This is a genomic window from Clostridium sp. MT-14 (assembly GCF_042436595.1).
In the GTDB taxonomy this organism is placed as follows: Bacteria; Bacillota; Clostridia; order Clostridiales; family Clostridiaceae; genus Clostridium_B; species Clostridium_B aromativorans.
Genome location: NZ_JBHMIY010000005.1, coordinates 48,101 through 74,595 on the forward strand (window position 1 = coordinate 48,101; position 26,495 = coordinate 74,595).

Here is a 26,495-nt window from a genome sequence, read left to right on the forward strand (position 1 = left end):
ATGCACAGTTCACAGTTAACGATTTACCATTGCAGTTGTGCACTGTCAATCGCCAATCGTCAATTCTCTTACAATATCTGCCACTACTTCTCTTTCATCAAAATGTATGGTCTTGCCTTTAAGAATCTGATAAGTTTCATGTCCCTTTCCTGCTATAACGACCACATCTCCCTTACCCGCCATCTTCATGGCTTCTTTTATTGCCTCTCTCCTGTTTTCAATAACAGTATAATTGTTCTTTTTTACTCCAGACAATATTTCATCTATTATGGACATAGGCTCTTCTGTTCTGGGATTATCCGAAGTTATAACTGCAAAATCAGAGAGTTCCGTACCTATTTTACCCATTATTGGCCTTTTGGTATTGTCCCTGTCACCACCGCATCCAAATACACATATAAGCTTTCCCGCAGTAAATTCTCTGGCGGTTTTCAGTATATTCTCCAGTCCATCGGGAGTATGGGCAAAATCCACTACAACCTCATATCCCAGATCATAGGGTTTGGTAACTATTTCACACCTTCCCGGTACAGCTTCCATGGACTCAAGTCCTTTTTTCACAGTACCCAGATCTATCCCCTCACACAAACAAGCTGCTGCACTTCCCAGGGCATTCATGGCATTGTATTTGCCTGGTATATTTAAATTTACAGACTCTGTACTTCCTTCATAACTGACATTAAAGTTTATTCCCCTTGAATGTACATTCAAATTACTGCCCCGTACATCAGCCTGCCTGTCTATGGCATAGGTCACTTTATGTCCCGGAGCATCCCTGTATACTCTCTCGCCATAACTGTCATCAACATTTATTATGGAATTGAATGCATTTTGAAACAGAATCAACTTTGCCCTATAATAATTTTCAAAGGTTTTATGAAAGTCAAGGTGATCTCTTGTTAAATTTGTAAATATTGCCTCACAGAATTTGACTCCATATGTCCTATCCAGATAGAGTGAATGAGAAGAGGTTTCCATAACACAGTAATCAACGGATTCTTTCACCATCTGTCCAAACAATTTCTGAAGTTCCAGAGATTCCGGAGTAGTTCTATGAGAAGGTATTTTTTTATCTCCTATATAATTGGAAATAGTTCCTATAAGACCTACCTTATAACCTGCAGCTTCCAGTATGGATTTCACCATAAAGGTGGATGTGGTCTTGCCATTTGTACCTGTCACCCCTATTATTTTCATTTTTTTTGAAGGATTTCCATAGTAATTGGAGGCCATAAGCGCAAGTGCCTTTCTGGTGTCTTTTACCTTTATTACAGTACATTGGGGCATAGATTCTACATCTTCACTCAACACTACTGCCGAAGCTCCATTCTTACAGGCATTGCCTATATATCTATGGCCGTCAGTAACATATCCACGAATGCATACAAAAACATCCCCTTTTTCTATTTCTCTTGAATCATACTGTATCTCCCTTATGTCCAAATCATTATTTCCCCTGATAATTTTATATTCCACATTGTCCAATAACTTTTTTAAATTCATAATATCAACTCCCTAGTTACAAATTATATACAAAATGCATATGTTTTACACATAGCATTGGCATGCAATATTCTCATTATAATAATATCGCATGCCCTACATTAATTTTCACCACTTGATCTATTTTATTATAATTTCTAAGATGCTGCATGTAAAGCAAAACTTAATCATCCTGATTGACATCATAAGTATTTTGAGCACTGCTTTGAGTTGTATCCTGCGGCACTACATCACCCTTTATTGCAAGATAATTAAATAAGTCTGTAAAAACCTGTTTTGCCGTCGGTGCAGCTGTCTGTGCAGCATAGTAATTAGATGGATCCGGCTCATCTACAGATACCAGCACTGTTATTTTGGGATCACTTGCCGGCGCCATTCCCACAAAAGAGGATACGTATTTCCCCGGCTGATATCCTCCAACTCCAGCTTTTTGTGCAGTTCCAGTTTTACCAGCTATATGGTAGCCGGCTATGAATGCATTTTTACCTCCTCCGTCTGAAACAACCTTTTCCAGGTATCCCCTGAGCTGGGCTGCTTTACTTGAATCCAATATTTTCGTGGTATTACCTTTAACATCATAGGTTTTATCTGTAATTTCCATGCCGCTGTTTTCATCATAATGCTCTATTTTTTTCATAACATGGGGAGTAATTAGATTTCCACCATTTGCCACTGCATTAAAAGCCCTTAAATATTGAACTGCAGTTACCGTATTGGCCTGGCCAAATGAAATGGTTGCAAGATCTATATCACTAATATCCTGTGTTTTCTTTACTATTCCCTTTGCTTCACCAGGTAGGTCTATACCTGTCTTTTGTCCAAATCCAAATTTGTGTATATAATCATTTAACTTTTCTTTCCCTATTTTCTTTCCAAGCTCTGCAAAACCCACATTACAGGAATTTTTTAGTATTTCCTCTAAATTTTGTACTCCATGCCCTGAACTTTTCCAGCAGTGTATGGTTCTCTTGCCTATGGTTATACTTCCATTACATACGAAAGTGTCATTCGGGCTCACAGAATTGGTTTCCAGCGCAGTCTGGGCAGTTACCACCTTGAATATGGAGCCTGGCTCAAAAGTATCACTGACCGCCCTGTTTCTCCAGGTTTTTTGTAGTTCATCATAGGATTCACCCTTTATCCATGGATCATTTGGATTATAATCAGGCTTGTTTGCCATAGCCAGTATCTCTCCATTTTTAGGATTCATCACCACTATAGAAACTGCCTTTGCCTTATAATCGTTAAGAGCCTGCTGGGCCGACTTTTCTGCAAAATGCTGGATCATCTCATCTATAGTAAGGACTACATCTTTTCCATCTACAGGTTTTGTAAATTCGGAAATAGTGTAGGGCAGCTCCTGACTTTTCCTATCCAGTTCCGCAATTCTACTGCCAGGAGTTCCGGCCAATTCCTTATTATAATAGAGTTCTACCCCCGTTAATCCCACTCCATCCGAATTAGTGTGTCCCATTACCTGGGACAAAAAATTGTTATTGGGGTAATATCTCTTAGTATCCGAAGATATCAGTATACCATTTAAATTCAAATTCCTCACTTTATCCGCCGCATCCTTTTCCACTCTCCGTTTTAAAGTTGCGGAGCCAATGGGAAGTCCCCCGGGCAGCGTCTTATTTAAAATTTTAGACACATCGCTTTTATCCATAGAAAGAATACTTGCAAGTTCACCCGCCAATTTATCCTCAGATATCTTTTTCTCTTCCATAGTTTCCTTAAGAGTATTCATGTCCAGATCAATTCTATATACATTAGCACTTACAGCTAATTCATTTCCGTTTCTATCCAGAATTTTTCCACGCTTCGCATCAATCTTTACATCGCTTGTCCATTGAGCTATAGCCATAGCCTTAAGTTGTGGTGATTTATATATCATTACATATCCCATCCTGCACACCAATAAAAAGAAAGTTAAAAATAGGAAACTAAAAGTAATTATCATTCTTTTTCTGATAATAACCCTGTCCCTATATTCCCTTTTATACAAATTAATTTACCTCCATATTAATTGCTTCAACTTATTTAACATACCTTTTTGTGTTTCTATACCATTCACATCTTTCTGGGCTTTTATAATCGGCTTATCTAAATTTATATAAACTGCATTTTGTTTATTCGGTACCACCATTTTGAGTTTATTCATTGCATTTTCCTCTATGTATTTTAAATTATTGTATTTCACCAATTCTACTGTTAAATTTTCATTCTGTCTATTAATATCACTTATATTACTTTCCACCGAATTCAACTCAGTTTGCATATTATATATTATCGAATATCTATATATGAGAGTTAACCCAACTACAAAAAACACACAGATATTTAAAATCACTTTAAGTTTCTTTTTTACCTTTGCCTGTCTATTTACATCCTTCTTTTTATGTATCTTATTGCTATGTTTTCTATAAGGTTTATATTCTGGCTGTAGTGCAGCGTTGCCATTTATTATATTTTCTTCATTCATCACTATCACTTTATTCACCCCACATAAACTTTAGAACTAAATTTTTTCAGCTGTTCTCAATTTAGAACTCTTACTCCTCGGATTTTTTTCTTTTTCCTCCTGTGCAGGTATTATTGGTTTCTTATTTATAATCTTTACAACAGGTTTTTTATTGCACACACAAATTGGAAAATTTGGCGGGCATGTGCATGGGTTTTCCAGATTCCTGAATTTAGATTTCACTATCCTGTCCTCCAGTGAGTGAAAAGTTATAACCGATATTCTTCCTCCTGCCTTCAGTTTCTCCACACTGTCCTCCAACGCCCTATCAAGTATCTTAAGCTCTTTATTAACCTCTATACGTATACCTTGAAAGGTTCTCTTTGCCGGATGACCATCTCTTTGAAATTTTAAAGGTACGGCCCTCTTTATTATATTCACAAGCTCCAGAGTCGTATTTATCGGATTCTTTTCCCTTTCCCTCACTATAAAATCTGCTATCCTATTGGCAAATTTCTCTTCACCATAGTCTTTCAAAACTCTATAAAGTTCTTCTCTTTCATATCCATTTACCACTTCATAGGCAGAAAGAGAGCTATCTCTATTCATCCTCATATCCAGCGGGGCATCCTTCATATAGCTAAATCCCCTCTCTGGATTATCCAGCTGATAAGAGGAAACTCCTAGATCCATAAGTATCCCATCTACACTATTTACCTTAAGTTCACTTAAAATCTCTTTTATATAATAAAAATTGCTGCAAACATAAGTCACATTTTTAAATTCCTTAAGATTTTCTTTTGCAGCTTTAATTGCTGAAATATCCTCATCAATTCCTATAAGTTTTCCATTTTCAGATATCCTCTTTAATATCTCTTTTGAATGTCCCCCTCCTCCCAATGTACAATCCACATAAATTCCATTTTCTTTAATATTTAAACTATCTATAGTTTCCTGTAAAAGTACAGGTACATGCCTAAATTTCATAAAATATGTCCTCCACTTTGCTATATTCCAAGTTCACTTAGCTGCTCTGCTATGTTGTCAAAGTCTATATTGGAATTATTGTATTCCTGCCAGCCTTCTCTACTCCATATCTCTATTCTATTTGATACCCCTATGCTCACTATTTCCCTATTTATACTTGCATATTCCAAAAGGGGCTGCGGCATGACAATTCTTCCCTGTTTATCAGGTTCCATTTCATTCGCACCGGAGAAAAAAAACCTCACAAAAGCCCTGGCGTTTTTATTGGTAAATGGAAGGCTTTTTAATTTTTCCTCCAACACATGCCATTCACAAAGTGGAAAAGCATAGAGACAACCGTCTAAACCCTTAGTCAATATGAACTTTGGCCCTAATTCTTCCCTAAACTTAGAAGGTATAATTATTCTCTTCTTACCGTCTAGAGCATGTTCATACTCACCTAAAAACATCACTGCACCTCTCACTGTTATTTTACTCCACTTTAAACCACTTCAAACCACCAATTATCTATTTCTATATTAACATTAAAATTCCTTCTTTTTTACGCAATTTTAATATATTTTTTAAATCTATTAAATTGTAGATTTTCACAAAATTTTACCGCATTTTTTTGAAAAATATTCCATTAAGTATAGAGTAATTTAATCTATAGGCTGTCTCTTTCATTGAAATAATATTTTCTGTAGAGTATAATTTAGAAAGGATTTTATATTTAGTCAATTATAATTTTAGGAAGGGAATGTACATAGATGAAACTTGGAATTGTAGGACTGCCAAATGTGGGGAAAAGTACTCTATTCAATGCAATAACAAAAGCAGGTGCAGAATCTGCTAACTATCCATTTTGCACCATAGAGCCAAATATAGGAGTAGTTAGTGTGCCGGACAGAAGACTGGACGTACTTGAAAAAATGTATAATTCGAAAAAAAAGGTCTACACGGCTATTGAATTCTATGATATAGCAGGACTGGTAAAGGGCGCCAGCAAAGGTGAAGGCCTTGGAAATAAATTTTTATCCCATATAAGAGAAGTTGAAGCCATAGTTCACGTAGTGAGATGCTTTGAAGATGAAAATGTGGTTCATGTAGATGGCAGTGTGGATCCTATAAGAGATATTGAAACTGTAAACTTAGAACTCATATTTTCAGATATAGAAGTTATGGACAGGAGAATAGAAAAAATATCCAAACTAGCTAAAGGTGGAGATAAAGAATCCAAAACACAATATGCTTTCATGTTAAAAATAAAAAAACATTTAGAGGAAGGTAAACCTGTACGGACTATGAAATTGACCGAAGATGAGGCTGAACTTGTAAAGGGATTTTTTTTGCTCACTACCAAACCGGTACTTTATGTAGCCAATATTTCAGAAGAGGATTTGACTTCTGGAAATGCAGAAAATAAATTCGTAAAAAAAGTAAAAGAATATGCAAAAAATGAAAGTTCGCAGGTAGTCATTATATCTGCAAAAATAGAAGAGGAACTCTCCACCCTGGAGGAAGATGAGAAATCAGAAATGTTAAAAGAATACGGTCTAGAGGAAGCTGGACTTGATAAACTGATAAATGCCAGCTACAAACTTCTAGGACTTATAAGCTTTTTAACTGCTGGTGAAAAAGAAGTAAGGGCCTGGACTATAAAACAGGGTACAAAAGCTCCTGAAGCTGCCGGTAAAATACACACGGATATACAAAAGGGCTTTATAAGAGCTGAGATCATATCCTACGATAAACTCATAGAATGTGGTTCAGAAGCTGCCGCAAAAGAGAAAGGCTATTACAGACTGGAAGGTAAGGATTATGTGATGCAGGATGGAGACGTAGTGAATTTTAGATTTAACGTCTGACAAATTAACCCAGCTAAAATATTTGCAGTAGATTTACTCTTGTAAACCTACTGCATTTTTCATCAGCTGTTTTTTCGTTTTTCTTTTCCAGACAGATATTTTTTCAATTCTCTCTTGGCTTCCAAAATCACATCATCATAATCTGTTTCCATAAGGATTTCCACTGCATCTTTTAAATTGTGCATATAATAAATATGAAAATTATCTTTCATTATTTCCTGTTCCACTTCATCCTTTAGTACCAGCCCCCTGGTATTTGCCCAGGGTATTAGGACTCCCTTTCCAATTGTATTATCCAGTATTTTGCATATTTTAAAAAATCCCTCTATTTTTTCATTTACACCCCCTATGGGCTGTACTTCTCCAAATTGATTTATAGAACCTGTTACCGCTATATTTTGTTTAATCCCAACTTTAGTAAGGGCAGAAATAATGCTTAAAACTTCTGCTACAGAAGCACTGTCGCCATCTATTTTACCATATGTCTGTTCAAAACTAAGATAAAAATCCACAGGGACTTTGCCATAGCCGCCTATTAATTTTTTTATGCATCCGTTTAAAATATTTACTGATTTATTGTGAATTTTGCCGCTTAAATCACTTTCTTTTTGAATATCCACAATGTTTCCACTGCCCTGCAGGCAAGTACAGGTTATCTTCACAGGTTTGCCCAGGCTGAAGTAACCTGTGCTTATTATAGAAAGTGCATTTACCTGACCCACTACCTTTTCCTTTACATCTATATATATCTGTCCTTCTCTATACATGTCATCTATCTGCTTTTCTACCAGTTCCTCCTCATAAACCACATCTAGAATATCACTTTTATCAATAACCTCTTTTCCCGCTTCAGAAACTCTATTGTCGGAAAGCATCAAAATTCTCTCCAGCTCATAGTCATCCATAAACAATTTATTTCTATCTTCAGCCTCTTTCGATAATACCTTGGCAAGTTCTCTTATTGCACTCTCATTAATGGGATGAAGTCCATTGTTCTTATATATTGAAAAAACTTTTTCCAGAAATATTGCCTTTGTATCCTTGTCTATCTTTAAAAGGGATCTGTGCTCTCCCTTTAATTTAAACATATTTTTAAAATCTTCATCATATTTATACAATAAATCGTAGGTTTTATAGTCCCCTATAAGTATTATCCTTTCACTAAACTTTATAGGTTCTGGTTTTAATCCACTTAAAGACAATAATTCCAAATACCCTCTATTGTAGTTTAAATCAACTCTACCGCTTATAATGGATTTTTTTAGATAATAATAGGCCCCCTTATTATTTAAAAGATCACTTACCCGAAGTATTAGACATCCTCCATTAGCTTTTAAAATCGATCCTGGAGTAATAAGACTGACATCTGTAATATAATTTCCATTCTTATTTTCATATTCTATACTTCCAAGTAAATTGCCAATACTCGGATCTTCTTCAAATATTATTGGAGGTCTATCCCTATCACTGTTATCCACCAATACATTTACTGAATATCTATAAATTATCCTCATTATATTTTCCTTGTCATCTTCATAATTTATAGAATAAATATCTTTTATTTCATTTTCTATATTGCTGCACACTTTATCTAAAAATTTTAAAGCCCCTCCGTTTTTATTAAACATTTCTGAATACTCTTTTTTAATTTTCTTTGTCATTTCTGCATAATATTCACCTATAAGGAGTTTGATTCTTTCAATCTGACCGAGTTCAATGACCTTCAATTTTTCCAGTATCTCTTCCGTATTACTTTTGAGTAAATCCACCTTATGCAGTATTTCTTCCTTGTCCTTTAATTTTAACATATCATATTCCTCTTCGTTCATTGGTTTCCCATTTTCCTTTAGGGGAATAAAGCTAAATCCACCTTCGGTAATTTTTAAGCTAAACCCTTCACTTTCGCACATCTCCACAACTTTATTTATCAAATTATTTCTCTTTATCTGAAGATCTCTCTTCAAAATTTCTTTTTGTTTATTTCCAGAATCATTATAGAATTCATAAGTGCACTTAAAATACAAATTTTGTATTCTATTTAGCATATATTTTAATTTTTTTCCCTTACCTGATGGTAAAAACAGCACTTTAGGCATCTTGCTATTTTTAATTACTATATAACATATATCTTCTATGCCCCTTCTATCTTTTATAACTTTACTTATAAAATTCATAATATTTTCAAGCCTATCTTTTGAAAAATTTTCTATAATATATATATTATATCCTTCTTTATCTATATTTAACGAAGCTTTAATTTTTTCATATATTTCCCCGTATTCGGATTCAATTTTAAGTCTATCATCTGAATCCCCTTTACTGTCAAAATTAAAATCCACATCATCCAATTTGAAATTATATACAATTTTCTCTTTAGACAGTTCTCTATTCATATTCTTCCTCCTTTTAAGTGCTTAATATAATAATATTCTTAAAGGTCATATTTAGGAACGAATTTTAAAAATAAGTATATATACCTTTTATGTAAACAATAATAAAAGTTAGAGGTTATATTTTAAAAAACAAATATACTATGGTATAATATAATCAAATTTTTTATGCAATATATATATAAAAATTTTTACTTAATATAAAAATAAAGTAATGAAGGAGTTTGTATATACATGAGTCTTAAAGATAAAATTGCGCACTATTACACAAAATCTTATTTAAAAAAATATGGTGACAGATTGACACAAGTACAGGGAACTGTGGTATCTGCCAAAATAACTAGAAAAACTATACTGTGGATATTCAATAAATTATCAGTAACTCTCCTTGTAAGACCTGAAAGGAGCAGAAACATAGTCAGGTGTTCCTATAGTAAAAATAGATGGTTTAAAAAACCTGATTTTATATCTGTAAACCAGGGAAATCTGGTCTTAATTCAAGGCCTCAAGAGTAGAAAAGTAAAGAAAAGCAAAGGAAAGGAAAAAGAGAAGAGAGAATTTATACAGCTCTTGAATATAAGAAATATGTCCACCAAAAAAGATCTCGTGCCTATAGAAGGTAAGATACCTAAAGTACAGAGAAGAGTTCAACGATTTAAATAGCTTAATGATGCAAAAAAAGATGGCAGCTACAATGTAGTGCCATCTTTTTTATTACAGATTTGCTTTTTCTATATAATGACAATTGACCTCAATATGATTTAAAAACAACAATAACCTTTCATAGAGTGGATAAACTTTATCGCCGTACTTTACCTCCAGATTTTTCCCAATATCTTTTACAGTTCTAGTACCGTCTATCTGCAGAAATACATAACTTCCGTACTTATCCATAGTAATTTTTTTATATTCCGGAATTCTGAATTCAAGTTTCCTAAAAAACTTTTGAATCCTATGATCCTGTTTTTCAAATATGGTCACAATGCCCTCTTTATCAACTTCATATTTCAGGTTATCCGAAATTTTAAATATTATATTCAAAGCCTCTTTACCGTTATTCAACATCTTTCACTTTACTTCTCAGTATAGGTACCACGGAGGCTATTACAAGAACTATCAACATTATAAATGCCATTCCATTAGTAGAGGCAAACCCACTTGGGCCATTCCCTTTTATAACGCCTGATACCTGAAGTATTATACCGATAAGTCCTATTATAGATCCACCGGCAACAAGCCCGGAGGATAAGCTTACACCATTGGAAACCTTAGCCTCTTTTTCCTTCTCAGTTTTAGAACTTCTTTCTACAAATAAACGGACAATTGCACCTATCAGTATTATAGAAGTCGTGGATATAGGTAAATAAAATCCTATAGCAACAGTCATCACAGGAAGTTTTAACAGGAACAGCACGCCTCCCATAACAGCACCGACAATTATCATAACCCAGGGTAATTTACTTGACATTATACCTGCAGTCAATGTCGACATCAAATTAGCTTGAGGCAGTGCAAAGGGCACATTATCGCCAGTCATTGCAAGCTGACTTGAAAGTAATAGTATAACACCGGTAACTACTGCAACACCAACTATACTGGCTACGGCAAAATATTTCTGCATCTCATTTCTGTCACCGCCAACTATAAAAGTAACTTTTTGTGACTGACAGTAGCCTCCGGCTGCAGCTATAGCAGTAACTATAAATGTACCAAATAATAGCAGAGACCTGTTGTCTCCAATGCTTTTCCATCCCATTCCTACAAATAATAATGTCACAATAACCAGAGAAGCTATAGTCATACCAGATACAGGAAGATTAGAAGTTCCTATAGTACCAGTTAAACGGCCGGAAACTATAACAAACAGCATTGATAATAACAGTGATAAAATAGAAACAATTACTGCCATTGCTATGTTGCCACCGGATACCAGAAAACCACCTATAAATCCTATTAATACACCGCCAATCAATATAAGATTTTCAGCAGAGGAGCTTCCGGCACCCTTTGAAGACTTAGCATTGAGGGTTGCCTTTATAGAAGATCCTATGGTTGGTATAAGCCTTATTGCGCTTATCAAGCCGCCGGAGAGCATCATACCTGCCCCTATATATTTCACATAACTGCCTGCTATATCTTTGACCTGCATGGCATTTACTGTGACACTGGGATCATTCCATACAGATGGACCACCTTGTCCCAGAGAAGCAAAGTAACCTATTAAAGGCATAACAGCAAAATTAGATAATAGAGATCCGGCAAACATGGTCAAAGATACTTCCATGCCAACTATGAACCCTATACCTAATAACAACGGATTGACTTCAATTTCAAATTTCCACTTGTAGAATGATTCATTTACATAGCTTACAACATTGTTAGCCACATTTAGAAATGAACTGGTTAAAACAGTTAAAATACCTCCTATTCCAAATCCGATTCCCATGTACTTGATTGATTCCTTGGCACCTTCTGAAGCAACAAGTGTCTCAGATATGGCCATTGACTCAGGATACATCAGCTTGCCGTGTTCCTCAACTATCAGATAATTGTAAACAAGGGAAGCTATTCCTATACCAAACAGTGCTCCGCCCACACCGACAACAAAACCTTCCAGAAAAGAAACTTTTGAACCTATCAGAAGGACTGCCGGCAAAACAAATATCATACCACTGGCAATGGATTCTCCACCGCTTGACATACCCTGAAGCAGGTTTTTGCCGAGGATACCCTTTTGTTTGGCAAATACAGCTATAAATACAGAACCCAATATGGAACCAGGTATACCGGCGGCAACTGTAAGTCCTGCTTTCATACCTGAATAGGCAGTAGATGCTGCAAATAGTACAGCTAGAATAATACCGATTATTAATACAGCAGTATTTCCACCGGATTTAGAACCGCTGGAAACGTACGGAACATAATCTCTGCCAGCTATGCCGCCGTACGCACCTTTAGATAATTTTTTATTCATATAATTATGGACCTCCTTTTATAGTCACAATTGATAATTATATCACAATTACAGTGATATTAAAATTTATTTAAGAGATTTCAAAACTTGTACTAGATATTTCCATGTTCTCTGTGTAGAAGGTATACTCAAATGTTCATCTGCAGTATGAACTCCAAACATAGTTGGTCCAAAAGATATCATATCCAGCTGCCCATTAAATTTTTCTTCAAAAAGTGCACATTCAAGTCCTGCATGAATTGCAGTTACCAGAGGTTTTTTACCAAATAATCTTTCATATACGTCTATAAAAACTTCTCTTATCTTTGAGTCAGGATTGTATTTCCATTCAGGGTAAGCTGCTTCCACGGTTACTTTTCCATTGTTGAGATCAGCTGTGGCAATTATGGTATTAAGTATATTTTCCTTTATGCTCCCCACAGAACTTCTTATTGAACTTATGGCTTCAACACCATTCTCTTTGGTTTGAACTACTCCCAGGTTCAGCGAGCTCTCCACCAGTCCCTCTATATCCATGCTCATACTCTGAACTCCATTTGGAATCAAATACAGGAAATTTACTATATTTTCTGAAGTTTCTGCAGACATAACTCTCTTTGGAATTTCTTCCGCAGCCTTTAAATTGACTTTTAAATCTGGATCAGCAGTTTTAAATTCAGCTTTAAATATTTTTTCCAAATTGGAAACTTCCTCTTTTAATAGGGATTCATCTCTCTTATTCACACATATGACAGCTTTGGCTTCACGGGCAATTGCATTGTGCTTTGAACCTCCCTCTATAGAACTCATATTAAAGTTTATTTTAGAACTAAGGCTTTTAAGCAGACGGGCCAACAGTTTGTTTGAATTAGCTCTTCCCTTGTGTATTTCCGAACCAGAATGGCCGCCTTTCAATCCTTCAATTTCAAGGACATAGGGAACAAAATTTTTATCTATATTTTTCCACGCTATTGGAATACTTGTCCTTGCGGAACATCCGCCGGCACAGCTTACAAGAAGTATCCCCTCTTCCTCTGAATCTATATTTATAAGTGTCTTGCCAGACACATTTTTAGGATCCAGTGCCAGCGCTCCATCCATTCCTGTTTCCTCAGAAGTAGTAACCACCAATTCAATTGGCGGATGGTCTATATTCTCCGAGGCTAGAACTGCCAGTCCCATGGCAACTGCTATGCCATCGTCTCCTCCAAGAGTTGTCCCTGCTGCGTATAACATATCATCTGCTACTTTCAATTTAATGGGATCTTTCATAAAATCATGTTCTATTCCCGATTTTTTCTCACAGACCATATCCATATGTCCCTGAATTATTACACCTGGGCTGTTTTCATATCCTCTAGAACCTGGTTTTTTTACAACCACATTCAACGCCTCATCCTGTATAACATACAGGTTATGTTTTTTTGCAAAGGAAACTAAATAATCACTGATTTCCCTTTCATTACCTGAACCTCTTGGAATATTGCTGATTTCCTCGAAATACCTAAATACTTCAACAGGTTCAACGTTTTCCAATATCCTATCTCCCATTTATGATCTCCTCCTAATACCAAAACATCTATTTCGATCTGGTATTTATAAAATAATGTTCACTCACATTATAATGCTTATCTACATTTCAGCATAAAAAAATTAAAAAATCAACTATTGTAATTTTTTGATTTTTTAATTTTTTACGTTTTTATTTAACTTTATAACCTACTCTGTATTACCTGTATAACAAATATGATAATTTACAGCAGCTTTTAATTACAATTTGGTAAATGTGAATAAAATTTTAATACAACTGAATCATGTCCGATTTAAGCATTATCTGATTTAAAATATAAATACAAGCTATTCATAAATGCAATTATGCCAGAGAAAAATAGAACTATAAACCATTGTGAAATCATAAGTGCCGAAGTATGAAAAACCATCTGCAAAAACGGTATATATACTGTGCACAAAAGCATGGCTATGGATGTGGCAACTGCAGCTAAGAGATATATATTGGTGAATAAACTTATCTGGAATATAGAATGTTTTTCAGATCTACATTCAAATACATGTATCAGCTGGGATATAATAAGAGTACAAAGTGCCATGGTTCTTGCTGTTTTAAGACCAAAACCCAAATACAGACCTATTACAAAGGCAAGCACCGTACACACTCCAATAAGTGCCCCCCTTACAATGATCTTTTCACTAAGACCCCTTGCAAATATGCTTTCATTTTTGGCCCTTGGCTTTCCACTCATTATATCTCCTTCCGGCGGATCTACTCCAAGAGCTATGGCAGGCAGTCCATCCGTGGCTAAATTCACCATGAGTATCTGTATGGGTAAAAGAGGTGTATCCAGGTAAAATATAGAAGTCAAAAGCATTGTTAAAACTTCTCCCAGATTACAGGACAGCAGATATCTTATGAATTTTCTTATATTGTCATAAATAACTCTTCCTTCTTCCACTGCCGATACTATAGTGGCAAAATTATCATCTAAAAGTATCATGGAGGATGCTTCCTTGGTTACATCCGTACCTGAAATTCCCATGCAAATTCCAATATCCGCTTCTTTTACTGCAGGAGCATCATTTACGCCGTCTCCTGTCATGGCCACAATATTATTTTTAGCTTTAAAAGCTTTAACTATTCTAAGTTTATGCCCTGGATTTACCCTGGCAAATATAGAAATATGCTGTATTCTGTCAAAAAGTTCTCTATCACTTAATTTATCCAATTCTTCTCCCGTTATAACCTGAGATTGTGAGCTGCATATATCCAGCTCTTTTCCAATGGCAAAAGCTGTATTTTTATGATCCCCCGTTATCATAATAGGTCTTATACCTGCCAGCTTACATTTTAATACAGCATCTTTTGCCTCTTTCCTAGGCGGATCTATAATTCCAGCTACCCCTATAAAAATCAAATTACTCTCCAGTGATCTCCCGGCAATTATCCCGCTGTCCTTATAAGCACCTGCTATGCATCTTAAGGCATTTGAAGTCATATTTTCCACTGCTCTTAAAACTTTTCTTTTTTCATTGGATGTCAACAGTTTAACCTGTCCTCTATCCAATATATAGCTGCATTTATTAATGACCCTTTCAGGTGCACCTTTTACATAACATACTTTTTTAACTCCTTCTTTCATTATGACAGACATCATTTTTCTATCAGAATCAAAAGGTATGTCATAAACTCTTTCAGCTCTATCCAGGAATTTTTTTAAGGTTTTACCATCTGTAAAAAATGCTTTTATTAAAGCTGTTTCCGTAGGATCCCCCATAAGTGCCTCCGAAATATCATCTTTTTTTATGTCAAAATTGCAATCGTTGCAATATGTAAAAGCCTTTTTCATCGTCATATTCTCAGAAAAGGCCCCTCCATCGGTCTTGCGTATTTTCCCATTGAAATACAGAGCCTTTACAGTCATCTTATTTTCAGTAAGGGTACCTGTCTTATCACTGCATATTATGGAAGTACATCCCAGAGTTTCAACTGCAGGCAGTTTTCTCACAAGGGCATTCCTCTTTAACATCCTGGATACTCCAAGAGCCAGTGCAACAGTAACTATAGCTGCAAGTCCCTCTGGAATAGCTGCTACCGCCAAACTCACCCCTACCAGAAACATCTCATACTTGTCCTGCCCTCTCCAGACACCGGTTAAAGTCACTATAATACATATTGCTATACATATTACTACAAGCACTTTCCCGAGGGATGCCAATTTTTCTTTAAGAGGAGATCTGTCCTTTTCAATATCCTGAAGCATGCCCGCTATCTTCCCCATTTCAGTTTCCATTCCCGTCTGTACTACTCTGGCTTTACCCTTTCCCTTAATAACTACAGTTCCCATATATATAGAATTGTTCTTTCCTGAACTGCTTTTTTCCACACCTTCCGATTCTCCCGTCAAAAGGGATTCATCTACCATAAAATTGCTTTTAGACAGCAAAATGCAGTCTGCCGGCACCTTATCACCGGATTCTAAAAATATTACATCTCCTATTACAAGCTCTTGGGCGTTTATGATCTTAATTTTACCGTCTCTAAGAACCTTCGAGGTGGGAGAAGCCAGTTCTTTTAAAGTTTCTAAGGATCTCTCAGTTTTAAATTCCTGAACAAAACCCAGTATAGCATTCATAATTATGATAATAAGAATAGTTATCGCATCTGCTTTTTCCCCCATAAATCCGGATATTACAGTGGCAACTATAAGAATCCAGGTTATAAAATCATTGAATTGAGAAAAAAATATTTTTACGGGAGATATTCCCTTTTTCTTTTCAATGCTATTGGGTCCGTATTTTTTTAGTCTTCTCTCAGCTTCAATCTGGGTGAGCCCGCCTTCTATCTCTCTTTCATTAATCAACTTTACCCCTCCAAAGTAATTATTCTCTTTACGTTAATTAAATATATGCCCCCTTTGTGTGCTATTATGACAATTATCAATTGACAATTCACAATGCTCAATTCAATGAGGATTTTCGGTGAATATGAAAATCCGCCAAAATTTATATTTGAACTCTGGACTTTGATAATTGGATACAGGTGGATAATTATTCTGGATTTTGTTATAATATTTATATTAATCCATAATAATCACTTGATATACGCATGTTAATCTTGTACATATATATACTTAGGAGGAAAAATTATGAATGATGTTGTATACATTACAGGACATAAGAACCCGGATACAGATTCCATATGTTCTTCAATAGCTTATGCAGAATTTAAAAACAAGATGGGAGTAAATGCAGTTCCCATAAGACTAGGGGACTTAAGCAATGAAACCAAATTTGTATTGGATTATTTTGGCGTTAAGCCTCAGAAACTGGTGGAAAATGTAAAGCCTCAGGTTTCTGATCTGGACATTGACAGTGTAAATCCTATATCTCCAAAAACTTCTCTCAAAACAGCCTGGGCAATGATAAGTAAAAACAGTGTAAAAACTCTGCCCGTAGTAGATGATTCTGGCAGATTAATAGGTATTGCATCCAAATCCGACATAGCTTCCTATTATATGGATACATTGGATGCCAATGCAGCTGCCAAACTCATACCTCAAAACACTCCCGTAGACCGTGTGATGAAAAAAGACGATATAGTATCTTTTAAAATCCATGATCTCATAGATAACGTAAAAGATGTGATGCTCAAAACAAGATACAGAAATTATCCCGTGGTTGATTCCGAAAACAAGGTCATAGGAAATATTTCCAGAGATAATCTCAAATCACAGAAAAAGAAAAAAATAATACTTGTGGATCACAATGAAAGGGCCCAATCCGTATACGGCCTGGAAGATGCAGAGATATTGGAGGTACTGGATCACCATAAAATAGGCGATATACAGACTGGTTCCCCTATATATTTTAGAAACGAACCGATAGGCTGTACTGCAACCATAGTGGCTTCAAGATTTTTTGAAAATGGAATAAAGCCTTCTCAGAAAACCGCAGGGCTATTATGTGCCGCCATAATTTCAGATACTCTTTTATTCAGATCACCTACTTCCACAGATATTGATAAATCAACACTGAAGAAACTGTCTGCTATAGCAGATATAGAGCCTGAAGCTTTTTCCACACAGATGTTTAAAGCGGGTTCTTCCCTGGAGGGAAAAACTCCAGAAGAAATATTAAACCAGGACTTTAAAGTTTTCAACATCTCCAAAACAAAACTGGGAGTCGGTCAAGTTTCTACTATGGATACGGAAGGATTTAAAACTGTAAAAGATGATGTAGTAAAATCTATGGAATTCAAATGTAAGGATGAAAATTTTGATCTGATAATACTTATGGTTACAAACATATTAAAGAGTGGTTCCGAATTAATCGTAGTGGGAGAACAGAAAGATGTGATTTCCAGGGCCTTTGGAGTAAATCTAAAGGACGGAAGTGTATATGTACCCGGTATTCTCTCAAGAAAAAAACAGGTAATTCCACCGCTTACTGCAGCACTGTCATAAAAAACAAAGGGAGCAATTCAGCTCCCTTTGTTTTTTAAAGATTAAAGCTCAAAATTTGATATTTTACATTTGAACTTTGATCTTTGAATTGTCAGTCTTCAATTTCTGACATGTCCACGGTTCTTATTTTAGTTCCAGATTCACCGCGATCTATAAATTTTTCACTTTTATCATCTTCACTGTTTTTATCTTCTGCATTTAAATCAACAGATTCATCTTGATCCATATCATACATACCATCATCAGGTCTGTAGTATCCTGTCATCTTATCTGATCTGCCATAGTCTGGCGAATATGTTGGCGGCTGCATGTAACCCCTTTGGTTTATACATCTCATGCATGGATTTGAATAACTATTCAAGAACATTGGACACATTCTATACATATTAGGTGGATACATATACTGCACTGGATAGTCGACATCCCAATCATACATATCATCTTCTCCGATATATTCATTGGAATCCATAATTGGACATCTATACATACTTTAACTCCCCCTGAAAATATTACATCCATACATTATATGCAGTTACATTCCATATGTTTACATAAAAGTTTAGAAGCAGTTATCTTCTCATGCTATTTATAAGTCCCCACATCTCATCTGCAGTTGTAAGTCCCTTGGAGGCAAGTTCAAAAGACCTCTGGGCAAGTATCATATCTGTCATTTCCTGCCCTAAATCCACATTTGACTGCTCCAGATAACCCTGTAGTATATCGGCATTATTGTTTAAATTCATCTGGACACCATTTCGTGGTACATATAAATTATCCCCTACGGATCTCATGGAGTCCTGTCCAATAGTATTGTATATGTTAATTTTACCGTACAATACACTGTTGTTATTTATCTTCATATATATCTGACCCTTTTGATTCACAGTAAAATTATCCTCTTTAAATACTGTACCTGAATTAAAAAGAGCTGAACCCTCAGCTGTCAGATTTACCTCAAGCCTGTTTCCATCTGGATCAACTAAATTTCCAGCTGCATCTATGCTAAAATTGCCAGCCCTTTCGTAGGCTGATGTGCCATTTGGCAAAGCCACTCTAAAAAATCCCTCTCCGTCTATGGCCATGTCCGTCTTAAGTCCGGTTTCCACCATACTTCCCTGGGAGGTATCCCTAATCCACTCCGTAGTTTTAACTCCTGTTCCGTTAATTGTATTTACTCCTCCTGCATTAGTAGGATACCCAACCCTGTGCAAAGTCTCGTACACCAGATCCTGAAAATCTACATTTTCCTTTTTATATCCAACCGTATTCACATTGGCTATATTATTTGATATACTGTCAAGTTTTTCCTGCTGTGCGTTCATGGCACTTCTACTATTCCATATAGCTCTAAGCATAACAAAACCATCCTTTTCAATTATTCTTTGAATTTATACTTTTCCCACTTCATTTACAAGCTTGTCTAAGGTTTCATCAATAGACTGTACCGCCTTTTGATCTGTCTCGAAGCTTCTCATGGTTGTGAGCAGATCCGACATTGCATTTACTACATTTACATTGGATTTCTCCAGCGAGTTCTGCCTTACCACCGCATTGTATTCCACAGGATTTGTGCCTGTATACAAATTATCTCCCACTTTAGTAAGTGTATTGTAATCATTAAAATCTACAGTGTAAATCTTATACCTGGGAGTTCCATTTATACTTATATTGCCATAGGGATCTGAAGTCATCTTTCCACCACCTACATCTATAGCTCCGATATCGCCCGTAGCAGCATCTCTTGCCATAACTTCATTGCCTGAATCATCCACAAGTATTCCATTTATGTTTACATGAAAATGTCCATCTCTTGTATAAAATTCATTCCCATCAGGCCTCCTGACCGTAAAAAAACCCCTTCCGTCTATGGCAAAGTCCGTAGATATACCAGTAGACTGTATAGTTCCCTGGGTAAATCCAGTATTAACCGAATCTATTCCACTTCCCAGACTTATACCTCCTATGACATTTCTCACATTTCTGCCTGCCACTACCTTGTCATAATTCTGCAAGAGCACATCATTAAATGGTTTCACCTCCAGCGTATCTCCCTTAAATCCCACAGTATTCACATTGGCCAAATTATTTGTTATAACGTCCTGTTTTGCCTCCTGAGTTATCATTCCAGACACCGCCGTATAAAAACTTCTTATCATTTATTTTCACCTCCGCTGTTAATTACCTTCATTTCATCAGGATACTGCATTCCCATGGATCTGGCCTTATCTTCAATCTGACTTTTACTCATTTGATATTGTATTTTAACTCCACTCATAATAAAAGTAGCTAGTAAAATTCCTATTCCCACACCTATCAGCAGTTTTCTATCACTGAGAAAATCAAAAACTTCCTTCATTTTATGTACAATTCTTTTATTAATAGAACCTCCCCCTTGCCAATACCTGTTTTCTTGGATATTTCATCTATCGACATGTCTTTATGAAGTAAATTTCTCACCTCATCGATCTTAACATTGTTTACACCTTTTGTTTCGTGCTTTTTGGGCTCAGCTTTAACCTCAGTCGCTTGATGGTGCTTTTTAGGACTGGAGTCACCAATCACTTTGTTACCCGCTCTATCGTATAATATCATCTTATCCATATTATTTTTATTTTCCTCTTTCAGGCTCTTGATTTCTTTTTGGAGTTCAAATACTGTTTCTGCAAATTCTTTTCTTATTTTTCCAATTTCTATCTTATAATCCTCCATATCATTCTGCCTCATATCCAGCTGTCCCCTAAAAGATTTTTTTTCCCTTAACACCGCATTTAAATTCAAAGCTATCAGAATTATTCCAACTGCAATCAATATAATCGAAGTCATAAAAATTTCCTTTCTATCAAAATCAAAGTCTGCAATTAATTATACATATATTTTAATTTTACCATAGCCCTTCTCAAATGCATGATAGCCCTGCCGTGAAGCTGACATACCCGTGATTCCGATACATTTAAAATATGACCTATCTCCTTTAATGTAAGCCCCTCATAATAATACAAGGTGAGAACTAAATTGTCTTTCTCATTTAAAAGTTCTAAAGCTTTGGCTAAATATTCTAATTTTTCTTTTTCCTCCAGACTTCTTTCAGGGCTTGGACTTTTAGGATCCTCTACAGTTCCCATAAGCGGAATATCATCTTCCTCTGAAAATATCAAATCCTCCAGAGACACTATGGATATATAATTTATATAATTTTCAATTTCCATCATTTCCTTAAGAGATATATTGAGTCTATCGGCTATTTCAATACTCTTAGGTTCTCTCCCAAGTTCCTTTTGAAGAGATTCCACCGCCCCATTGTACCTATTAAGCTTGTCCATGGATCCTTTGGAAATGGGACTGTTTCTTCTCAATTCATCTATCATGGAGCCCTTTATTCTTATAGAGGCATAGGTAGAGAATTTCATGCCCCTATCCTTATCAAATTTGTTTATCGCATCCATCAGCCCCAGCATCCCGTAACTCACTAAATCCTCATACTCTATATACTTGTTTTTCCCTATTATAACTCTAGAGGCAATATATTTTACCAGAGGAAGATATTTTTTTACTAACTCTTCTTTTACATTTAACTCATTCGCCAAAGCCATATTTTAATCCTCCTTTGCTCCTTTTTTTATATGTTCCCGCATTATCTGAAACAATAATCTTATGATCCTCTCCCTGCTCATTTTATCCAGGTCTGTAAAAGCCAGCCCAAGTATTAATTTTGAATTATCCTTATTTCGGTCAATTCTGACTATTTTCCCCTTTACAGTTAAACTGTCGTTTTCCATGGGAATGGTTACCATAATAATATCGTCAATTTGCAATTTATATTCCAATTTGTCATTTACAACTACTTTCATTCCTCCGCCGCTCATATCTACAGAATAAGCATTAAACACCCTTACCTGATCATCTAGATTATGTAGATCCTTTCTCACAGGTACCATGGCGCAGAGTACATCAAAAATTATTGGAACCCTGACAAAATTTCTTCTCTGTACAACCTCTACTTCAGTAGGCTTTTTTATCATTATTATAAGTATTTTTTCTATTTTTCGTCCTACAACTACTGTATGAAAGCTATATATGTTTTTCCCCGAATAATATACTGCAGCTATCTTGTCACCCTTTTTTAAAGCTATATATCTATGGTTGTTTACGGGTATATTTATGCCTATACAATCGTCCGAAAGGTCCTGAATATTGCTCTTATAGACTTCGCCGCCTATCTCTATTTCAATCCTGCTGTTCACTGTAAATTCAATATTGCATTTCACTTTATCCCTTCTTTCTACGAAAAAATATCAAAAATTCTCTTAAATAAGTCCTGGATACCCTTTCCCCCGTCATCTGTTTTAACTCCACTCAGCCTATTTGCTATAAAATTCACCTCTCTGGAAATCTTCGAATTAGGATAGCTTATCAAAAATGGAGTTTGCTGCCTAACTGCCTGTATAAGCCTTTTATCCTCTGACATGCTTCCAAGATATTCAGTATAAATATTTAGAAACTTGTTCACTACACTGTTAAATTTATTAAAGGTTTTTTTGCCCTCTTCAATGTTCATGACCTTATTTATAACGATTTTTACTGAACTCTTCAATTTAAAATGATCTACAGCTTTAACCAGGCTATATGCATCCGTAAGAGATGTAGGTTCCGGTGTAGTAATCACAATAACCTCTTCGCAGCAAGCGATAAACCCAAGCACATCTCTGTTTATACCTGCTCCTGTATCCAGTATTATATAATCCAAATCACCTAATAAAGACAACTTCTCTATAAAATTCTCTCTCTGTGATTTTGTTATCTCCTCAATCTTTGATATTCCCGTTCCTCCGGGAAGCAATTTCACTCCAAAGGGCCCTGTTACAATAATTTCATCTATTTTCTTATTTCCAAAGATCACATCATACACACTGTATCTCGGTAAAAATCCCATAAGCACATGATCATTTCCCATGCCCATATCTGCATCCAGTATAAGAACTTTTTTTTTCATCTTCTGCAGTGCTATGGCTGTATTAACCACAAAATTACTTTTACCCACTCCTCCTTTACCGGAGGTAACTGTTATTATTGTAGGTTTTGCAGCACACTGGGAAAAATCTTTTTTTACCTCTTTGCCTTTTGAAGCCAGTCTCCTCAATTTTTCAGCCTGGTCTAGCATATGATATCCTCTCCCAATACCAACTTCGTCAATTCTTCAGAACTCATAGATTTTATATCCTCAGGTACATTCTGGCCTGTAGTTACAAAACTTATAGGCTTTTTAGCAGACTGCAGAATATTTAATATTGAGCCATAAGTACAAGTTTCATCCAATTTTGTGATTATTACATAATTATATTTCAATTGTCTATAGCCGCTCACTATGGCATCTATGTCCCTGTTTTTAGTAGTACAGCTTATCACTAAATGTATATTATCTGTTTTGACTTTATCTATAAATGCCCTCAGCTCCGATATCTGCATTTTATTTTTGCTGTTTCTTCCCGTAGTATCTATTAAAATAGCATCGCAGTCTCCCATGTCTTCGATGGCTTTCTCCATATCCTTCATGGTAAGTACTACTTTGAAGGGTATATTCATTATATCCGCATAAGTTCTAAGCTGTTCCACAGCCCCTATTCTGTACGTATCTATTGTTATAAGTCCAATTTTCTTCTTTTCAATAAGGGCCATTCTGCCTGCAAGTTTAGCAATAGTGGTGGTCTTTCCAACACCAGTAGGTCCTATTAACACCACTGCACGGGAAAGCTTTCCACTATCCACTTTTATCATATTCTGTACTACTTCTTTTAATTTTTCCTCATCTTTTCTATCATCTTCCATAATATTTATGCTGCTCAATATCTTCTTTATTACATTTTCATTTAAATCACTGTTTTCAAGTTTTACCTGAAGTTCACTTTTGCCGATATTTCCATAAGGGTTATTCATCATTTTATCCAGCATGCCCTTCATCTGATGCACTTCTTTTACCAGTGCATCATTATTTTTTTCTACTATACTGTCTTCATAGACACCTCCTGTCATGCTGGAGTTCTGTTTCAAACTGCTATTTTCAGATTCTTCATTTCTTATTCCATTATTCAATATTCTCTTTATGGTTTTAATACCGTAATTCATATTATCTTCTTTTTTTCTATTGTCCACAGCAGCAGTTACTTCTAAAATTTTTTTGGAGAAAAATCCCAATATGCCTTTTTTCCTTATCTTTCTCTGACTTATTATAACAGCCTCGCTGCCCAGCTCATATTTAATCCTGGTAATAGCTTCATTCATGCTGTTGGCCTTATATTTTTTAACAATCATTATATTGAAACCACCCCTTCAGTCTTTATCTCCACATCATTTGGTATTTCATTCAATGACAGTACGTTCACTGCTGGAAATACCATCTCAATTAATCTTCTAAAAGGTGCCCTTATTTTAGGCGAAACCAAAACTACAGGTTGATTTTCATAAAAATAAACTGAATCCAGCATTTTTCTGAGGGATTTCAATATCCTGCTTGTAGTATCCGGATCCACCGCAGGAAAAGATCCCTGCATGGACTTTTGAATATTGCTTCCTATCAATTTCTCCAGATCCTGGGACAATGTAATTACAGAAATTGCCCCCTTATCATCTATAAGTGAATTACATATGCTTCTTCCCAGTGCAAAGCGTACATATTCCGTTAAAAGCTCTATGTCCTTTGTATTTCTGGAATTATCCGCAAGGGATTCCAGAATGGTAACCATATCCTTTATAGATACTCTCTCTCTCAAAAGATTCTGCAGCACTTTTTGAACTTCTCCTATGGTCAGCAGATCCGGTATGAGTTCTTCAACTACAGTAGGATATTTTTCCTTAACGGAATCCAGTATGAGTTTAACTTCCTGCCTTCCCATGAGTTCATAAGAATGATTCTTGATGGTTTCCGTAAGGTGCGTCACCAGTACCGTAGTAGGATCCACTACAGTCAGTCCTTTTATTTCAGCCTCTTCCCTCTGATCCTTGTTTATCCAGATAGCTGGAAGTCCAAAGGAAGGTTCAGTAGTACTTATGCCCTGGATATCACTGTTTGAATTAGTGGGATCCATGCACAACAGCATATTTGGCATGAGCTCACCTTTAGCTACTACAGTACCCCTTATCTTTATCACATAATCATTTGTCTTAAGCTGCAGATTATCCCTGATTCTAATTGGCTGTACTACTATTCCCATTTCAATTGCACACTGCCTTCTAACTGAAGTTATTCTCTGGAGAAGATCACCTCCCGAGCTTTCGTCAGCCAGTGGTATCAGCCCGTAGCCTATCTCTATCTCCATAGGTTCCACGGATATTAGATTCATAACATTTTCCGGTTCCTTATTTTCTATTTCAGTCATTTCCTGACTCTGCATTGCCTCCTGTTGTACGAGCTGCTGCTTTTCATCTTTGTGCAGCAGGTAGGCTGCTATAATACAAGCTGCTGCAAGTATTAAAAATGCCATATGTGGAAGACCGGGTATCATGGAAAGGAAAAGCAGTACGGCACCGGCTATGGCTATTACTTTGGGAAAACTAAGCAGCTGCTTTACAGCCATGGTTCCAAAATCCTCATCACTTCCAGAACGGGTTACAAGTATACCTGAAGCTGTAGAAATGAGAAGTGCCGGAATCTGAGACACGAGTCCATCTCCTATGGTCAGCTTAGTATAAGTCTGGGCAGCCTGGGAGGCATCCATGCCCTTCACAACTATACCTGTGATTATACCAGCTATTATATTTATAACTACAATTACCAGAGCAGCTATGGCATCTCCTTTTACAAATTTAGAAGCTCCATCCATGGCTCCATAGAAGTCCGCCTCCCTTTGAAGTTTTGCTCTCTTGTCTCTGGCTCCCTTTTCGTCTATCAAACCTGAATTCAAATCCGCATCAATACTCATCTGTTTTCCAGGCATTGCATCCAGCGTGAATCTGGCAGATACCTCTGCCACTCTGTTGGCACCATTGGTTATTACAATAAACTGTATGATGATGATTATCAAAAATATTATTACTCCAACTATATAACTTCCGCCAACTACAAACTCTCCGAAAGAATTTATAACTTCCCCTGCATAGGCATCCCTGAGTATCAGCCTTACAGAAGAAATATTCAGTGCCAGTCTGAAAAGTGTAGTTATCAAAAGCAATGTGGGAAATACTGAAAATTGAAGTACTTCCGTAGTAAACATAGTCAAAAGTATTATAACTATGGACAGCGTTATATTAAATGCAATGAATATATCCAGTAATTTTGCCGGAAGTGGAATTATGATCATAAAGACTACCATTACGATCAAAAGTGCCATGAGTATATCCACATTGTCTTTCAGTTTAAACCTGTTTCTGCTTCTTTCCAAAATA

Annotated in this window: 23 protein-coding genes; 3 read left to right on the forward strand and 20 right to left on the reverse strand. The window is 35.9% G+C overall.

Features of this window, described 5'->3' with window-relative positions:
- Positions 1–45 precede the first annotated feature (45 nt).
- The 5 genes from ACFHWD_RS05815 to mraZ form a co-directional block, all read right to left on the reverse strand.
- Positions 46–1,503: a UDP-N-acetylmuramoyl-L-alanyl-D-glutamate--2,6-diaminopimelate ligase gene (locus ACFHWD_RS05815; protein WP_229980904.1), complete on the reverse strand. Its 1,458-nt coding sequence runs from the start codon at positions 1,501–1,503 to the stop codon at positions 46–48.
- Positions 1,504–1,666: 163 nt separating this feature from the next.
- Positions 1,667–3,508 (reverse strand): stage V sporulation protein D, encoded by a 1,842-nt coding sequence (locus ACFHWD_RS05820; protein ID WP_150358413.1) that lies wholly within the window; start codon positions 3,506–3,508, stop codon positions 1,667–1,669.
- 6 nt (positions 3,509–3,514) lie between these two features.
- Positions 3,515–3,985: a cell division protein FtsL gene (locus ACFHWD_RS05825; protein WP_179978262.1), complete on the reverse strand. Its 471-nt coding sequence runs from the start codon at positions 3,983–3,985 to the stop codon at positions 3,515–3,517.
- A 36-nt stretch (positions 3,986–4,021) separates the two neighbouring features.
- Entirely contained in the window at positions 4,022–4,951 is a 930-nt protein-coding gene (gene rsmH, locus ACFHWD_RS05830) for a 16S rRNA (cytosine(1402)-N(4))-methyltransferase RsmH (protein ID WP_179977105.1), read from the reverse strand.
- A 20-nt stretch (positions 4,952–4,971) separates the two neighbouring features.
- The gene (mraZ, locus tag ACFHWD_RS05835; RefSeq protein ID WP_150358418.1) at positions 4,972–5,400 is read right to left on the reverse strand and encodes a division/cell wall cluster transcriptional repressor MraZ; all 429 of its coding nucleotides are present in this window, start codon (positions 5,398–5,400) and stop codon (positions 4,972–4,974) included.
- A 300-nt stretch (positions 5,401–5,700) separates the two neighbouring features.
- Between mraZ and ychF the strand changes: the two genes are divergently transcribed.
- Entirely contained in the window at positions 5,701–6,798 is a 1,098-nt protein-coding gene (gene ychF, locus ACFHWD_RS05840) for a redox-regulated ATPase YchF (RefSeq protein WP_150358410.1), read from the forward strand.
- 62 nt (positions 6,799–6,860) lie between these two features.
- On the opposite strand, the gene ACFHWD_RS05845 is transcribed toward ychF, so the two are convergent.
- Positions 6,861–9,191, reverse strand: coding sequence for an AAA family ATPase (locus ACFHWD_RS05845; protein WP_150358409.1), 2,331 nt, complete (start codon positions 9,189–9,191; stop codon positions 6,861–6,863).
- 231 nt (positions 9,192–9,422) lie between these two features.
- On the opposite strand from ACFHWD_RS05845, the gene ACFHWD_RS05850 reads away from it, so the two are divergent.
- Entirely contained in the window at positions 9,423–9,851 is a 429-nt protein-coding gene (locus ACFHWD_RS05850; RefSeq protein WP_150356385.1) for a hypothetical protein, read from the forward strand.
- A gap of 51 nt (positions 9,852–9,902) precedes the next feature.
- Here ACFHWD_RS05850 and ACFHWD_RS05855 read toward each other — a convergent pair whose 3' ends face one another.
- The 4 genes from ACFHWD_RS05855 to ACFHWD_RS05870 form a co-directional block, all read right to left on the reverse strand.
- Complete coding sequence (locus tag ACFHWD_RS05855; protein ID WP_179977104.1) at positions 9,903–10,253, reverse strand: PqqD family peptide modification chaperone; 351 nt, start codon at positions 10,251–10,253, stop codon at positions 9,903–9,905.
- A complete protein-coding gene (locus ACFHWD_RS05860; protein ID WP_150356384.1) occupies positions 10,243–12,162 on the reverse strand; it encodes an OPT family oligopeptide transporter in 1,920 nt (639 codons plus the stop codon). Before ACFHWD_RS05860 ends, ACFHWD_RS05855 begins: the two co-directional genes overlap by 11 nt.
- A gap of 66 nt (positions 12,163–12,228) precedes the next feature.
- Complete coding sequence (locus tag ACFHWD_RS05865; RefSeq protein WP_150356383.1) at positions 12,229–13,692, reverse strand: aminoacyl-histidine dipeptidase; 1,464 nt, start codon at positions 13,690–13,692, stop codon at positions 12,229–12,231.
- A 272-nt stretch (positions 13,693–13,964) separates the two neighbouring features.
- Positions 13,965–16,514 (reverse strand): calcium-translocating P-type ATPase, PMCA-type, encoded by a 2,550-nt coding sequence (locus ACFHWD_RS05870; RefSeq protein ID WP_179978261.1) that lies wholly within the window; start codon positions 16,512–16,514, stop codon positions 13,965–13,967.
- A gap of 288 nt (positions 16,515–16,802) precedes the next feature.
- On the opposite strand from ACFHWD_RS05870, the gene ACFHWD_RS05875 reads away from it, so the two are divergent.
- Entirely contained in the window at positions 16,803–18,119 is a 1,317-nt protein-coding gene (locus ACFHWD_RS05875) for a putative manganese-dependent inorganic diphosphatase (RefSeq protein WP_150356381.1), read from the forward strand.
- Between the two features lie 91 nt (positions 18,120–18,210).
- On the opposite strand, the gene ACFHWD_RS05880 is transcribed toward ACFHWD_RS05875, so the two are convergent.
- The 10 genes from ACFHWD_RS05880 to flhA form a co-directional block, all read right to left on the reverse strand.
- Positions 18,211–18,606 (reverse strand): hypothetical protein, encoded by a 396-nt coding sequence (locus ACFHWD_RS05880; protein ID WP_150356380.1) that lies wholly within the window; start codon positions 18,604–18,606, stop codon positions 18,211–18,213.
- Positions 18,607–18,688: 82 nt separating this feature from the next.
- Positions 18,689–19,474 (reverse strand): flagellar basal-body rod protein FlgG, encoded by a 786-nt coding sequence (locus ACFHWD_RS05885; protein ID WP_150356379.1) that lies wholly within the window; start codon positions 19,472–19,474, stop codon positions 18,689–18,691.
- A 33-nt stretch (positions 19,475–19,507) separates the two neighbouring features.
- Positions 19,508–20,275, reverse strand: coding sequence for a flagellar basal-body rod protein FlgG (locus ACFHWD_RS05890; protein WP_229980893.1), 768 nt, complete (start codon positions 20,273–20,275; stop codon positions 19,508–19,510).
- Positions 20,272–20,475, reverse strand: coding sequence for a hypothetical protein (locus tag ACFHWD_RS05895; RefSeq protein ID WP_150356377.1), 204 nt, complete (start codon positions 20,473–20,475; stop codon positions 20,272–20,274). Before ACFHWD_RS05895 ends, ACFHWD_RS05890 begins: the two co-directional genes overlap by 4 nt.
- A complete protein-coding gene (locus tag ACFHWD_RS05900) occupies positions 20,472–20,942 on the reverse strand; it encodes a DUF6115 domain-containing protein (protein WP_150356376.1) in 471 nt (156 codons plus the stop codon). Before ACFHWD_RS05900 ends, ACFHWD_RS05895 begins: the two co-directional genes overlap by 4 nt.
- A gap of 35 nt (positions 20,943–20,977) precedes the next feature.
- Complete coding sequence (locus tag ACFHWD_RS05905) at positions 20,978–21,709, reverse strand: FliA/WhiG family RNA polymerase sigma factor (protein ID WP_150356375.1); 732 nt, start codon at positions 21,707–21,709, stop codon at positions 20,978–20,980.
- A gap of 3 nt (positions 21,710–21,712) precedes the next feature.
- Positions 21,713–22,384 carry a flagellar brake protein gene (locus tag ACFHWD_RS05910; RefSeq protein WP_179977101.1) on the reverse strand — a complete coding sequence of 224 codons (672 nt, stop codon included), beginning with the start codon at positions 22,382–22,384 and terminating at the stop codon, positions 21,713–21,715.
- A 14-nt stretch (positions 22,385–22,398) separates the two neighbouring features.
- Positions 22,399–23,277, reverse strand: a complete 879-nt coding sequence (locus tag ACFHWD_RS05915; protein ID WP_179977100.1) for a MinD/ParA family protein — start codon at positions 23,275–23,277, stop codon at positions 22,399–22,401.
- Positions 23,271–24,425 carry a flagellar biosynthesis protein FlhF gene (gene flhF / locus ACFHWD_RS05920; protein ID WP_150356372.1) on the reverse strand — a complete coding sequence of 385 codons (1,155 nt, stop codon included), beginning with the start codon at positions 24,423–24,425 and terminating at the stop codon, positions 23,271–23,273. Before flhF ends, ACFHWD_RS05915 begins: the two co-directional genes overlap by 7 nt.
- Entirely contained in the window at positions 24,425–26,491 is a 2,067-nt protein-coding gene (gene flhA / locus ACFHWD_RS05925; RefSeq protein WP_150356371.1) for a flagellar biosynthesis protein FlhA, read from the reverse strand. The genes flhF and flhA overlap by 1 nt, the downstream gene beginning before the upstream one ends.
- Positions 26,492–26,495: the final 4 nt, after the last annotated feature.

Bases quoted from the DNA above. Each gene is read 5' to 3' on its own strand.
- ACFHWD_RS05880 (WP_150356380.1), bottom strand. From the start codon at position 18,606: ATGTATAGATGTCCAATTATGGATTCCAATGAATATATCGGAGAAGAT.
- ACFHWD_RS05900 (WP_150356376.1), bottom strand. From the start codon at position 20,942: ATGACTTCGATTATATTGATTGCAGTTGGAATAATTCTGATAGCTTTG.
- ACFHWD_RS05905 (WP_150356375.1), bottom strand. From the start codon at position 21,709: ATGGCTTTGGCGAATGAGTTAAATGTAAAAGAAGAGTTAGTAAAAAAA.
- ACFHWD_RS05860 (WP_150356384.1), bottom strand. From the start codon at position 12,162: ATGAATAAAAAATTATCTAAAGGTGCGTACGGCGGCATAGCTGGCAGA.
- ACFHWD_RS05915 (WP_179977100.1), bottom strand. From the start codon at position 23,277: ATGCTAGACCAGGCTGAAAAATTGAGGAGACTGGCTTCAAAAGGCAAA.
- ACFHWD_RS05885 (WP_150356379.1), bottom strand. From the start codon at position 19,474: ATGCTTAGAGCTATATGGAATAGTAGAAGTGCCATGAACGCACAGCAG.
- ychF (WP_150358410.1), top strand. From the start codon at position 5,701: ATGAAACTTGGAATTGTAGGACTGCCAAATGTGGGGAAAAGTACTCTA.
- ACFHWD_RS05855 (WP_179977104.1), bottom strand. From the start codon at position 10,253: ATGTTGAATAACGGTAAAGAGGCTTTGAATATAATATTTAAAATTTCG.
- ACFHWD_RS05850 (WP_150356385.1), top strand. From the start codon at position 9,423: ATGAGTCTTAAAGATAAAATTGCGCACTATTACACAAAATCTTATTTA.
- ACFHWD_RS05875 (WP_150356381.1), top strand. From the start codon at position 16,803: ATGAATGATGTTGTATACATTACAGGACATAAGAACCCGGATACAGAT.
- ACFHWD_RS05815 (WP_229980904.1), bottom strand. From the start codon at position 1,503: ATGAATTTAAAAAAGTTATTGGACAATGTGGAATATAAAATTATCAGG.
- ACFHWD_RS05845 (WP_150358409.1), bottom strand. From the start codon at position 9,191: ATGAATAGAGAACTGTCTAAAGAGAAAATTGTATATAATTTCAAATTG.
- ACFHWD_RS05890 (WP_229980893.1), bottom strand. From the start codon at position 20,275: ATGATAAGAAGTTTTTATACGGCGGTGTCTGGAATGATAACTCAGGAG.
- ACFHWD_RS05865 (WP_150356383.1), bottom strand. From the start codon at position 13,692: ATGGGAGATAGGATATTGGAAAACGTTGAACCTGTTGAAGTATTTAGG.
- mraZ (WP_150358418.1), bottom strand. From the start codon at position 5,400: ATGTTTTTAGGTGAGTATGAACATGCTCTAGACGGTAAGAAGAGAATA.
- ACFHWD_RS05825 (WP_179978262.1), bottom strand. From the start codon at position 3,985: ATGAATGAAGAAAATATAATAAATGGCAACGCTGCACTACAGCCAGAA.
- rsmH (WP_179977105.1), bottom strand. From the start codon at position 4,951: ATGAAATTTAGGCATGTACCTGTACTTTTACAGGAAACTATAGATAGT.
- flhF (WP_150356372.1), bottom strand. From the start codon at position 24,425: ATGATTGTTAAAAAATATAAGGCCAACAGCATGAATGAAGCTATTACC.
- ACFHWD_RS05895 (WP_150356377.1), bottom strand. From the start codon at position 20,475: ATGAAGGAAGTTTTTGATTTTCTCAGTGATAGAAAACTGCTGATAGGT.